Raw genomic sequence first — 12,374 nt, forward strand, 5'->3', positions numbered from 1 at the left:
ATTGATTCTTCATGTAACTGCACATGTTTATACTAAACCCTGCTTCGGCGCACCTCGTGTGCCTACACTTCCCGTTCCAAGGACCCCGGATGCTTGAACTTGTTGCCGCCTTCATTTGCCTTACCACCCTGCTCACCTATGTGAACTTCCGTTTCATCGGCCTGCCACCGACCATCGGCGTGATGGTCACCGCGCTGATCTTTTCGCTGATCCTGCAAGGCCTGAGCGTGCTCGGCTACCCGGGCCTGGAGGAACGCGTCCAGCAACTGATCGGCCAGATCGATTTCGGCGATCTGCTGATGAACTGGATGCTCTCGTTCCTGCTGTTCGCCGGCGCCTTGCACGTCAACTTGAACGACTTGCGCAGCTACCGCTGGCCCATCGGCTTGCTGGCAACCTTTGGCGTGCTGATCGCCACCGTCGTGATCGGCAGCCTGGCGTACTACATTTTCGCCCTGTTTGGCTGGCACGTTAGCTTCCTCTACTGCCTGCTGTTCGGCGCCTTGATTTCCCCCACCGACCCGATTGCGGTGCTTGGCGTACTGCGTACCGCCAATGCATCGAAACCTTTGAAAACCACCATCGTCGGCGAGTCGCTGTTCAACGACGGCACCGCGGTAGTGGTGTTTACCGTGTTACTGGGCATCGCGCAGTTGGGCCAGACGCCCACCGTGAGCGCCACTGCGATGCTGTTTGCCCACGAGGCCATTGGCGGCGTGGCCTTTGGCGGGCTGATCGGCTACCTCGTGTACCTGATGATCAAGAGCATCGAACAGCATCAGATCGAGGTCATGCTGACCCTCGCCCTGGTGATCGGCGGCTCGGCCATGGCTTCGGAACTGCACGTCTCGGCACCGATTGCGATGGTGGTCGCGGGGCTGATCATCGGCAACCTGGGGCGCAAGCTGGCCATGAACGATATGACCCGTCGTTACCTGGATGGCTTCTGGGAACTGCTTGACGACATGCTCAACGCCCTGTTGTTTGCGCTGATCGGCATGGAACTGCTGCTGTTGCCGTTCAATTGGCTGCATGTGTTCGCAGCCAGCCTGCTGGCGCTGGCGATTCTGCTCTCGCGCCTGTTGACCGTGGCCCCGGCAATCCTGCTCCTGCGGCGCTGGCGCACGGTGCCACGTGGCACTATCCGCATCCTGACCTGGGGTGGCTTGCGTGGTGGCGTCTCGGTCGCCCTGGCCCTGGCCCTGCCGCTCGGCCCGGAGCGTGACTTGCTGCTGAGCATCACCTACATCGTGGTGCTGTCATCAATCCTGTTGCAGGGCTTGAGCATCGGCAAGCTGGTCAAGCACGTGACCCAGGACGAGCCCCAGGTCACGCCTGAACCTCACTGATCCTTGTTGATCTGCTGCGGATGCCTTGGATCCGCAGCCGCTTTGCCCGGCAGGCTGCTTTCACTGCGGATCTGCGCGTGACTGATCAGTGCGAAGATGAAGCTGCCGCCGATGATATTGCCGGCCAGCGTCGGCCCGGCGAAAATCAGCCAGAAGTCCTTCCATGGCAACTCGCCGGCAAACACCAGGTACGACACTTCCGCCGAGCCGACGACGATATGGGTGAAGTCCCCCAGCGCCATCAGGTAAGTGATCAGGATGATGATCCACATCTTCGCGCTTTCCATCGATGGGATCATCCAGACCATGGTGGCGATCATCCAGCCGGAGACAATGCCCTTGGCAAACATCTGACCGGGATCGTTTTCCATGATCTTGCGCCCGATGTCGAGGAAGGCCAGGTCGGTCTTGGTGTCAAAAATCGGCAAGTGCAGCATCACGTAAGCCACCAGCAAGGTGCCGCACAGGTTGCCCACCAGCACCACTGACCATAGCCGCAACAGACGACCGGCATTGCCCAGGGTAGGCTTGCTCATCACCGGCAGCACCGCAGTCAGGGTGTTTTCGGTAAACAGTTGCTGGCGTGCCAGGATCACTGCGAGAAACCCCGCGCAATAGCCGAAGCTGGCAATCACCTTGAAGCCTTCACCGTCCGGCAGGCGTGAATTGAGCAAACCCATGGCCATCAACGACAGCCCCATGGTGAGTCCCGCCGCCAGTGCCGACCACCACAAGGCGGCGACGCTGCGCTCCAGTTCCTGATCGCCCTGGGTGCGGATGATTTCGTGCAGAACCGCCGCGCGCGGCGGCTGGTTCTTGTCGACGTCCTGTTGCTCTTCCTGCGACAGGTTGGGGGTCTTGCCGTCTGCTTGAGTGGCCATGATGTACCAGAGTCCGAGAGGTGCTTGAAACTACGACCTGCCGCAACGATGGCTGTTCAATGGCTCGACAACTAAACGGGAATGCGCCAGGCCTTTGCCTGTTCTACGGTGGTAGAACTGAACGGGACGCTCCAGGGCTTATTACGCGCTTGATAGTACTTAATGATGCCGTTGAGCACATTGTTGAACTCTTGCGGTGTCGTCGCCTCCCCTAGGTCACGCGCCGCACGCTGTAACAGTTCAACGTTGGATGCCGGCTGGCCAGGACGGTATAGCGATGGGTAGATGACCTCCCGCGTAAAGTTCTCGGCCTTTACCCGCATATCCCGTCGTTTCATTTCACCGACAGCACTGTTCAACACTTTGGACATGTCTCGTGCGTTACCCGCTGCCAGCCTGGCACCCACCTGCAAAAGCTGCTGGAAATTACGATGGCCCGGCGCATTCAAGCGCTTGCCCAGCCACTCGATGTGCTCGGGCCTGCTGGCCAGAGCATCCAGGTTGCGTAGCGCCGAAGCCAGCTTCGGCGTAATCACCAGCGATGTGCTTGACTGATTGGCTTCGCTGATCGCAGCGTCCAACGCTTGCAACGCCTGTTGTGCCTCCTGGCGAAACCGCAGCGCATCTGCGCCGGCTTGATCCTTTTGCAGTTCATCCTGCACGCCGGCAAGCATTTGATCATCCATCGCCATCACAGCATCGTCCAAGGACGCGAACTCATGGCGCTCACGCACCAGTTCGCGCTTTTCCAGATGCCCCGACACCGCTTGGTGAGCCTTGGCTTGCAGATGCAGCTTCTGCTCAGGGGTCATGGTGAAGTTAACAGTGCCGTTGAGCAGGCCGCTGAAATCACCCTTTTCCGATTTCAGCGGCAAGGTTACCGTCTGCTCCGCAAACGCTTTGAGCCGTTCATCCTGGTAGGCCTCGGCGGCGGTGTGCGGGGTTGCCGTAAAGGTATCGCCCAGAAAGCTGAAAAAACCGCCACTTTTGGGCGGTTCGGAAGTCTTTTCAGACTCGAATTTTACGATCAGCGTTTCGTCCTTGCTCAGGGGACTTTCCGGGAAAGAACGTTCGATAACACCGGGAGCCGGCGTATTGAGCAACAGGCCACCGTCCTGGAACGCCGTGACTTCTGCCTGCGCCTGGAACGCATGACCTTGTTCGGTTGGGCTCTTGAACAGGCCCGGCAGTGCACCCGAAATATGCGCAGCACGGGCGATATCCATATCCGGCGTCAAGCTGGCATTGAACACCACCAATTGCGGGCGGCCATCGAACATGCCCGTACCGGTGATGTTGAGCTGCTTGATTGCCGGGATATGGCGGCTCAACACCTCCAGGTCGCGAAAGGTGGGCCCTGCTCCCGCACTGAGCCGGTCGGCGATCTCCGTGACTTCGGTCGGTCGCTTGGCTGCGGGCACGTTCGCGATATGAGCAAGTGCCGATTGACGCGACTGGTCGCGGATCAATTCCTCCAGTGGCTGTGCCTCGGTTTGCAGGCGAGGCAACATGGTCAGCAACAGTTGAGAAATATTACCCGCCGGGCCAGGCAGCTTGCCGGCGAGCTTGCCAAGCTGGGAACTGACATTCTGCAACCATGCCAGGACCGGGTCTTTGCTGTTGAGCAAGCTGGGCAGATCGAGGTCGTTCGACAACTCGGTGAATGCCTTGGCGTCCATGCCACTGGCGAGCACCGCTGCAGAGATCGCACCGGCAGATGAGCCGGAAACCACCTTGATGTCTTTCAGTTTGTCGGCCTCTTCAAGGGCCTGCACCATCCCTGGGAAGGCGATGCCCTTGGCACCACCACCACTGAGCACCAAGTGAGCCGGGGGCGGTGGTGACAGCGCCACCTCCACGCGCCCGTCGCCGTGGCGAAAAACGCTTACCTTGCTTTCGCCCACGCCTTTGACCAACGGCGTCTTCACCTGTTGATCGAGGTTTTGAGGTAATAGTGGCTGACTCTGTACAACGGAACTGGAGACATTCATACACGAGGCTCTCTCTACAGGGTGTAGGCCTGAGTGATGAGAGAGCCTCGGAAAGATCCATGCGGTAGAATCTGGTAACGCAAATCATGCCGTGCAGTTGTTACTCAGAGAGACCGTCATCCTTGAACTGATCCTTCACGTACTTGATTTCGGTACGGCCGTGGGGTGCCGGCAAGCCGTCTTCGCCAAGGTTGACGAAGACCATTTTTTCCACGGTCAGGATGCTCTTGCGGGTGATTTTGTTGCGCACTTCGCAGGTCAGGGTGATCGAGGTGCGACCAAACTCGGTGGCGGTGATGCCCAGTTCGATGATGTCACCCTGGCGCGAGGCGCTGACAAAGTTGATTTCAGAGATGTACTTGGTCACCACGCGCTGGTTGCCGAGCTGGACAATCGCGTAGATGGCCGCTTCTTCGTCGATCCAGCGCAGCAGGCTGCCGCCGAACAGGGTGCCGTTGGGGTTGAGGTCTTCGGGTTTTACCCATTTGCGGGTGTGGAAGTTCATGGTCACTCCAAAGCGTCTTGCCGAATGATAGGCAACATCATGGCAGAGCCCGCGGCCAAGCTCTACGCGCCATTGCCTATCGAGCCCATGGGCGATGTGCATGCCGCCGACGGAAAGGCTTGGGAAGTGCCGCTTACGCGGCTATAATCGCCTCCGTTTCAAAACGGTCATCTTCAGTTGATACCGTTCTCCCGCCACCTGTCCGAGGGGCGCTGCAGCAGGTTCAACCTGTCAGGCTCGGATGGGGCGTTGTCCGGCCTGGTTGCCCTGGCCTGATACTAAACGCACAACGGCGCCCATTCGCACATTACGAATGGAGGCTCTTCATGAGCGCTGTCATCACGCCTGCAGATTTCACCGACTACAAAGTCGCCGATATGTCCCTCGCTGCCTGGGGCCGTCGCGAAACCTTTATCGCCGAATCCGAAATGCCTGCCCTGATGGGCCTGCGTCGCAAGTACGCCGCGGAGCAACCGCTCAAGGGCGCGAAGATCCTCGGCTGCATCCACATGACCATCCAGACCGCCGTACTGATCGAGACCCTGGTTGCCCTGGGTGCCGAAGTGCGTTGGTCGTCCTGCAACATCTTCTCGACTCAGGACCAGGCCGCTGCCGCTATCGCTGCCGCCGGTATCCCGGTATTTGCCTGGAAGGGCGAGACCGAAGAAGAGTACGAGTGGTGCCTGGAGCAAACCATCCTCAAGGATGGCGCGCCATGGGATGCCAACATGATCCTCGACGACGGCGGTGACTTGACCGAGCTGCTGCACAAGAAGTACCCGCAGATCCTCGACCGCGTCCACGGCGTGACCGAAGAAACCACCACCGGCGTACACCGCCTGCTGGACATGCTGGCCAAGGGCGAGCTGAAAATCCCGGCCATCAACGTCAACGACTCGGTAACCAAGAGCAAGAACGACAACAAGTATGGCTGCCGTCACAGCCTGAACGACGCGATCAAGCGCGGTACCGACCACCTGCTGTCGGGCAAGCAAGCCCTGGTGATCGGCTACGGTGACGTGGGCAAGGGTTCGTCCCAGTCCCTGCGCCAGGAAGGCATGATCGTCAAGGTTTCCGAAGTCGACCCGATCTGCGCCATGCAAGCCTGCATGGACGGTTTCGAAGTGGTTTCACCGTTCATCGACGGCATCAACGACGGCACCGAAGCAAGCATCGACAAAGCCCTGCTGGGCAAGATCGACCTGATCGTCACCACCACCGGTAACGTGAACGTGTGCGATGCGAACATGCTCAAGGCCCTGAAAAAGCGCGCCGTGGTGTGCAACATCGGCCACTTCGACAACGAGATCGATACCGCCTTCATGCGCAAGAACTGGGCATGGGAAGAAGTGAAGCCGCAGGTCCACAAGGTTCACCGTACCGGTGCCGGCCAGTTCGACCCGCAGAACGATGACTACCTGATCCTGCTGGCCGAAGGCCGCCTGGTTAACCTGGGCAACGCCACTGGCCACCCAAGCCGGATCATGGATGGCTCGTTCGCCAACCAGGTACTGGCGCAGATCTTCCTGTTCCAACAGAAGTACGCCGACCTGTCGCCAGCCCAGAAAGCCGAGCGCCTGACCGTGGAAGTACTGCCGAAGAAACTCGACGAAGAAGTGGCCCTGGAAATGGTCCGCGGCTTCGGCGGCGTGGTGACTCAATTGACCAAGACCCAGGCCGACTACATCGGCGTGACGGTTGAAGGTCCGTTCAAGCCGCACGCTTACCGCTACTGATACACCTGCTGCCCACTCTCCCTGTGGGGGAACGGGCTTTAATGTGGGAGGGGGCTTGCTCCCGATGGCGGTGGGTCAGTCAATATATTTATTAACTGACACTCCGCCATCGGGAGCAAGCCCCTCCCACATCGACGGTGTACACACTCCGCAATTCTGGGTTTCAAAGGGTATGACCATGTCCCAAGACCGTCGCTACAGCTTCGAGTTCTTCCCGACCAAGACCGATGCTGGGCATGAAAAGCTGATGGCCACTGCCAAGGTGCTGGCCAGCTACAACCCCGACTTCTTCTCCTGCACCTACGGCGCCGGCGGTTCGACCCGCGACCGCACGATCAACACCGTGCTGCAGCTGGAAAGCCAAGTCAAAATTCCCGCCGCTCCGCACTTGTCGTGCGTGGGCGACAGCAAGGACGACCTGCGCGGCCTGCTGACCCATTACCAGCAAGCCGGCATCCAGCGTATCGTCGCCCTGCGTGGCGACCTACCCTCCGGCATGGGCATGGCCAGCGGCGAGCTGCGCTACGCCAACGAGCTGGTGAGCTTCATCCGCGAAGAAAGCGGCGATCACTTCCATATCGAAGTGGCCGCCTACCCGGAAATGCACCCCCAGGCGCGCAATTTCGAGGACGATTTGCAGAATTTCGTGCGCAAGGCCAATGCTGGCGCCAACAGTGCGATTACCCAGTACTTCTTTAACGCCGACAGCTACTTCTACTTCGTCGAGCGTGTACGGGCGATGGGTGTGAACATCCCGATCGTGCCGGGCATCATGCCAATCACCAATTACAGCAAGCTGGCGCGCTTTTCCGACGCCTGCGGCGCCGAGATCCCACGCTGGGTGCGCAAACAACTGGAAGCCTATGGCGACGATGTCAAAAGCATCCAGGCGTTCGGCGAGCAGGTCATTACCGAGATGTGTGAGCAATTGTTGCAAGGTGGCGCGCCAGGATTGCATTTCTATACCCTGAACCAGGCTGAACCCAGCCTCGCCATTTGGAACAACCTCAAGCTGCCACGCTAAGGCTTGTCCGGTTGTGCCAAGGCCCTCGTCCAGACGAGGGCCTTTGTCGTTTTACGTTACCCACGGAACCCCGTAGTCCATGAATACAGTGTCCTCGCCTTCCCGCCCGCAGCTGGTCTACCTGGTCTTCGGTGCCGAGACCTACCACCAGGAGGCGGTATTCAGCATCGCCAGCGCACTTGCGTTCCTGCAGGAGACTGCGGACGCAAACGTAGACATTCAGGTATTCAGCGACAATCCCGAGCCTTATCGCCTGCTGCCGGTGCGCGTGCGCCCTCTCGACGAGGCCACTCGCAAACGCTGGAGCGAGCCCCACGGCTATCACTTCCGCACCAAACACGTGGTGCTGCGCCAGGTGTTGCAAGAGTCCCCGGTGGCGCTGCTGATCGACACCGACACCTTCTTCCACCATTCGCCCATGGCTCTGTTCGAACGCGTCCAGCCCGGCACCCTGCTGTGCAATGCCTTCTACACCAAGTACGGCGATAATCACGAAAGCGTCCTCTACACTGCTCTGCGCCAGCGCCTGCTGGATATGGGCGTGGCCGACGATGAAATGATGACCCTCAATTCCGGCGTCATGGGCCTGACCCAGCAGGATGCGCACATCCTCGATCGCTCCATCGAATTGATGGATGAGCTGTTCCCCCATGCCCAGGGCGCGTACACCCTGGAAGAGTTCTGCCTGTCCATCGCCGCCTATCGCACCGTCAACGTGCGCGAGTGCCCGGACCTGATCCATCATTACTGGAGCCGCAAGCAGTTGTTCCGGGCCAAGGTCAAGGCGTGGATCGCCAAGCACGCCAGCGCCCCTACCAGTGCCCAAGCCCTGGCCGACACGCGGCAGGTTTCCTCGCACCTGCCGCGCCCGCCACGCTTGCAGCGCTTGATGTACAAGCTCATTACCCTGCTGCTGCCCAAGCATCAGCAACAGTTTATTCGCGAAATTCTTTACGGCTGCTACGAACACGAAAACGAATTCGACCAGGCCTGCGGCCCGGTGTGGTGGGATAAGGCCCGACAAAACCAGGAGGAGCGCCAGAAGCGCCCGCTCGATGCCCACCAGTTGGAACACTGGTTCGCCAACCCCGTGGTGCGCCTGATTCTGGGTGAGCGCCGCGCCGCGATCCACGAACACCTGCTGGACGTTCCGGCGAAATAGGACCGTCCGCCAATGCGCATGCCAGAGCTTCTCTTTCGCCCATGAGCGTCGTAACCTGAGGGCATGCCCGTCATTTTCAAGCTGTTGATCGCTGCGCTTTTTGCTTGCCTGAGCCTGGCCGCTAATGGCGAGAAATTGCGCATTGTTACCGAGCCCTGGGCCCCCTACGTCTACGACGACCACGGCCGCATGGCTGGCCTGGACTATGAAACCACCGTGATCGTGTTCCAGCGCCTGGGCGTCGAGGTGCAATGGCAGTTCCTGCCCTGGAAGCGCTGCCTGGCGATGCTCGATCAGGGCCACGCCGACGGCGCGCTGGATATTTTCCACAGCCACGACCGTGACGCCCTGCTGCTCTACCCCGGCGAGCCATTGTCGGACGTTGAATTCGTACTGTTCTACGCCAACGAACGCCCGCATCCCGCCGAAACCCTCGATGACCTGCGCGGCCTGACCGTCGGTGTTTCCCCCGGCTACCTCTATGGCGATGCATTCAGCGAGTCCAGCGCCTTTGAGCGTGAGCCCGCACCCAGCCATGAAGCCAATTTCGGCAAGCTCATGCTCGGGCGCATCGATATGGTGGTTACTGACCGACGGGTGGGACAACACGTGATCAAGGCGCTGGGCCTTGAGGGCAAGGTCAGCCAGGCGTCGGTGGTGGTCAGCCGCCAGCCGCAATTTCTCGCGGTGCGGCGCGGCGCGGGCATGGACCTGCTGGTACAACGCTTTGCCGCCGAGCTCAAGCGCTTCAAGCAAGAGCCGGCCTATGCCGCCTTGAGCGCCAAATATGGTGGAATGCACACACAAACGGCGCCTATATCAGCGTCAGGACGTGCCGTTGAGCAGCAGGAAAGCAGCGCGCAGTGATTGCTCTGTTATACTCCGGCCTTTCCGCCAGGCTTACGCCCGGCCGCTCGGGTCTTGAAAAAGGCACCCAACCCAGCTACTGCGCAGCTTTGCAGCCCGCGCGAGCCGGTGGCGTGCCCGCCAGACGCAGCAGGACCGGACGGGATTGCGCTCCCCTAAGCGCCATTCACGCCCGGCAAGATTATCCCTTTGGGCCAAGCCCTAACTAAAACAGGATTACTCATGTCCTTTGCTTCCCTCGGTCTCTCCGAGGCTTTAGTCCGCGCCATCGAGGCGGCGGGCTATACCGAGCCTACTCCGGTGCAACAGCGGGCCATTCCCGCCGTGTTGCAAGGTCGCGACCTGATGGTCGCGGCTCAGACAGGTACTGGTAAAACCGGCGGTTTCGCCCTCCCGATCCTGGAGCGGTTGTTTCCCAACGGTCACCCGGACAAATCCCAGCGTCATGGCCCGCGCCAACCGCGCGTACTGGTCCTGACCCCAACCCGCGAACTCGCAGCCCAGGTGCATGACAGCTTCAAGCTGTATGCCCGCGACTTGAAGTTCGTCAGCGCCTGCATCTTCGGCGGCGTCGGTATGAACCCACAGGTTCAGGCCATGTCCCGTGGCGTCGATGTGCTGGTGGCTTGCCCCGGCCGTTTGCTCGACCTGTGCGGCCAAGGCAGCGTCGATTTGTCCCACGTGGAAATCCTCGTGCTGGACGAAGCCGACCGCATGCTCGACATGGGCTTTGTCCATGACGTGAAGAAGGTCCTCGCCCGCCTGCCAGCCAAACGTCAAAACCTGCTGTTCTCGGCGACGTTCTCCCAGGACATCACCGCCCTGGCCGGCAAGCTGCTGCACAACCCGGAACGCATCGAAGTCACGCCGCCGAACACCACGGTCGAACGTATCGAGCAACGCGTATTCCGCCTGGCCGCCAGCCACAAGCGTGCGCTGCTGGCACACTTGATTACCGCCGGCGCATGGGAACAGGTGCTGGTTTTCACCCGCACCAAGCACGGTGCCAATCGCCTGGCCGAGTACCTGGATAAACACGGCCTCACCGCTGTCGCCATCCACGGCAACAAGAGCCAGAATGCACGCACCAAGGCCTTGGCAGATTTCAAGGCTGGCTCCGTACGTATCCTGGTCGCCACCGATATCGCCGCCCGCGGCCTGGATATCGACCAGTTGCCACACGTGGTCAACTTCGAGCTGCCCAACGTCGATGAAGATTATGTGCACCGGATCGGCCGTACTGGCCGTGCCGGTCGTTCGGGCGAGGCCATTTCCCTGGTCGCGCCGGACGAAGAAAAACTGCTTAAAAGCATCGAGCGCATGACCAAGCAGAAGATCGCCGACGGCGACCTGATGGGCTTCGATGCCAGCGCCGTAGAGGCCGAGAAGCCTGAAGCGCGCGAGCGTCCGGACGTGCGCAACCCACGCGGTCCGAAGGGCGATGGCCCGAACGGTGGCGGTGGTGGCGGTGGTCGTCGCGACAAGGGCAAGGACAAGGGCAAGGAAAAGTCCGCAAGCAGCAGCCGTGGCGAACGCCCGGCCCGCGAGCAGAAGCCACGTGAAGGCACCCCGGCCCGCGAACAGCGCCAGCCGAGCCAGCCACCACGCGCCGCCGCTGACCGTGCCCCGGACGAGTTCCTCGACGACGATGTGGACAACTTCGGTAACCGCGTCGACTACGTGCCCCAGGCCAAGCCCGCCCAGGGCCGTGGTCGTCGTCCAGGCGCCCCGGCACAAGGCGCCGGTGCGGGTGCTCCCCGTGGCGGCCAGCCACAGGGCGGTCGCCAGAACGGCCCGCGCAACAGCAGCGGCGGCACCACCGGTACTCCTCCTGCCAAGCGCAGCGGCCCGCGCAATGGTGCACCGCGTGACGGCCAGGCGCGTCGTGAAGATTCGCGCAGCAACAATCGCCGCCCGGCCCGTGATGACCAGCCACGCCTGTCTGAGCCCGCGGTGCAAAACCCGCGTGGTGGCCCGGCGCCGAAGATCATCCACAAGGAGTCGAAAGCCGATCGCTTCCCGACACCCGAGCAGTTGGACCAACTGCCAGGTCGTCCTCGTGGTGAAAAACCAGCGTTGCTGACCCGCAACCGCGAGGCATAAAAAAAACCCGTATCGCGAGATACGGGTTTTTTTTGCCTGTAGGAACGGGCTTGCTCGCGAAGGTCGTCAACGATAACGCTGGCGGCCTGACAAAACGCGGTGTCTCTACGTTTTTCGCGAGCAAGCTCGCTCCTACATACGGAGCATTACTTCGCTTTCACACCTTCAAAGGTGATGTACAGCTGAACCACGTCGGACTGTGGACCTACGTCCATGCCCTTCGGAACGAACTCTTTACGGCTGATCGAGGTGGTGCCTTCAAAGCCTGCACGGTAGCCGCCCCATGGATCCTTGCCTTCGCCCAGGAACGTAGCCTTGACCACGATAGGCTTGGTTACGCCATGGAAGGTCAGGTCGCCAGTGACATCAGCAGTCTGCTTGCCATCAGCGTTCTTCCCGGTTGGCTTGACGCTGGTGGAGACGAACTTGGCGTCAGGGAATTTGCCCGATTCCAGGAAGTCTGCGCTATTGACGTGCTTGTCGCGCTCGGCGTGGTTGGAGAACACGCTGGCGGTACGGACATTCATTTCAATCTTGGCGTCTTCTGGCTTGGCAGCGTCAAAGCTGAACTTGCCGTCCAGGTCCTTGAAGGTACCGGTGATGTAGCTGTAGCCCAGGTGGCTGATCTTGAAATCGACGAAGGCATGCTGGCCTTCCTTGTCGATCACGTAGTCAGCGGCCATCGCCGAACCAGCGGACAGCAGGGCAGAACCGATTGCCAGAGCAGCGAGTGTTTTTTTCAACATGCTTTCTATT

10 protein-coding genes and 1 riboswitch are annotated in these 12,374 nt (G+C 60.4%); of the genes, 6 read left to right on the forward strand and 4 right to left on the reverse strand.

Translation table 11 applies throughout. The annotated features are described in order from the left end of the window. Nucleotides 1–89 precede the first annotated feature (89 nt). Nucleotides 90–1,349 (forward strand): cation:proton antiporter, encoded by a 1,260-nt coding sequence (locus tag BLU48_RS26150; protein ID WP_057022870.1) that lies wholly within the window; start codon nucleotides 90–92, stop codon nucleotides 1,347–1,349. On the opposite strand, the gene BLU48_RS26155 is transcribed toward BLU48_RS26150, so the two are convergent. The 3 genes from BLU48_RS26155 to BLU48_RS26165 form a co-directional block, all read right to left on the reverse strand. Then, nucleotides 1,343–2,230, reverse strand: a complete 888-nt coding sequence (locus BLU48_RS26155; RefSeq protein WP_043046222.1) for a formate/nitrite transporter family protein — start codon at nucleotides 2,228–2,230, stop codon at nucleotides 1,343–1,345. The two genes, BLU48_RS26150 and BLU48_RS26155, sit on opposite strands and share 7 nt — an antisense overlap. Before the next feature lie 71 nt (nucleotides 2,231–2,301). Further along, nucleotides 2,302–4,221: a patatin-like phospholipase family protein gene (locus tag BLU48_RS26160; protein ID WP_057022869.1), complete on the reverse strand. Its 1,920-nt coding sequence runs from the start codon at nucleotides 4,219–4,221 to the stop codon at nucleotides 2,302–2,304. A gap of 100 nt (nucleotides 4,222–4,321) precedes the next feature. Next, on the reverse strand, nucleotides 4,322–4,726 hold the full coding sequence (locus tag BLU48_RS26165) for an acyl-CoA thioesterase (protein ID WP_043046224.1): 405 nt from the start codon (nucleotides 4,724–4,726) through the stop codon (nucleotides 4,322–4,324). Nucleotides 4,727–4,924: 198 nt separating this feature from the next. After that, nucleotides 4,925–5,031, forward strand: a riboswitch (S-adenosyl-L-homocysteine riboswitch). Nucleotides 5,032–5,052: 21 nt separating this feature from the next. Here BLU48_RS26165 and ahcY point away from each other — a divergent pair. The 5 genes from ahcY (at nucleotide 5,053) to BLU48_RS26190 (ending at nucleotide 11,618) form a co-directional block, all read left to right on the forward strand. Beyond that, nucleotides 5,053–6,462, forward strand: a complete 1,410-nt coding sequence (gene ahcY, locus BLU48_RS26170; protein ID WP_043046226.1) for an adenosylhomocysteinase — start codon at nucleotides 5,053–5,055, stop codon at nucleotides 6,460–6,462. A gap of 178 nt (nucleotides 6,463–6,640) precedes the next feature. Further along, nucleotides 6,641–7,486 carry a methylenetetrahydrofolate reductase [NAD(P)H] gene (gene metF, locus BLU48_RS26175; protein ID WP_057022868.1) on the forward strand — a complete coding sequence of 282 codons (846 nt, stop codon included), beginning with the start codon at nucleotides 6,641–6,643 and terminating at the stop codon, nucleotides 7,484–7,486. A 79-nt stretch (nucleotides 7,487–7,565) separates the two neighbouring features. Next, nucleotides 7,566–8,648, forward strand: coding sequence for a hypothetical protein (locus BLU48_RS26180; protein ID WP_057022867.1), 1,083 nt, complete (start codon nucleotides 7,566–7,568; stop codon nucleotides 8,646–8,648). Between the two features lie 63 nt (nucleotides 8,649–8,711). After that, nucleotides 8,712–9,515 (forward strand): substrate-binding periplasmic protein, encoded by an 804-nt coding sequence (locus BLU48_RS26185; protein ID WP_057022866.1) that lies wholly within the window; start codon nucleotides 8,712–8,714, stop codon nucleotides 9,513–9,515. Nucleotides 9,516–9,737: 222 nt separating this feature from the next. Further along, entirely contained in the window at nucleotides 9,738–11,618 is a 1,881-nt protein-coding gene (locus tag BLU48_RS26190) for a DEAD/DEAH box helicase (protein WP_057022865.1), read from the forward strand. Between the two features lie 146 nt (nucleotides 11,619–11,764). On the opposite strand, the gene BLU48_RS26195 is transcribed toward BLU48_RS26190, so the two are convergent. After that, nucleotides 11,765–12,364 carry a YceI family protein gene (locus tag BLU48_RS26195; RefSeq protein WP_057022864.1) on the reverse strand — a complete coding sequence of 200 codons (600 nt, stop codon included), beginning with the start codon at nucleotides 12,362–12,364 and terminating at the stop codon, nucleotides 11,765–11,767. Nucleotides 12,365–12,374 lie beyond the last annotated feature (10 nt).

It is taken from the genome of Pseudomonas synxantha, assembly GCF_900105675.1.
Classification (GTDB): Bacteria; Pseudomonadota; Gammaproteobacteria; order Pseudomonadales; family Pseudomonadaceae; genus Aquipseudomonas; species Aquipseudomonas synxantha.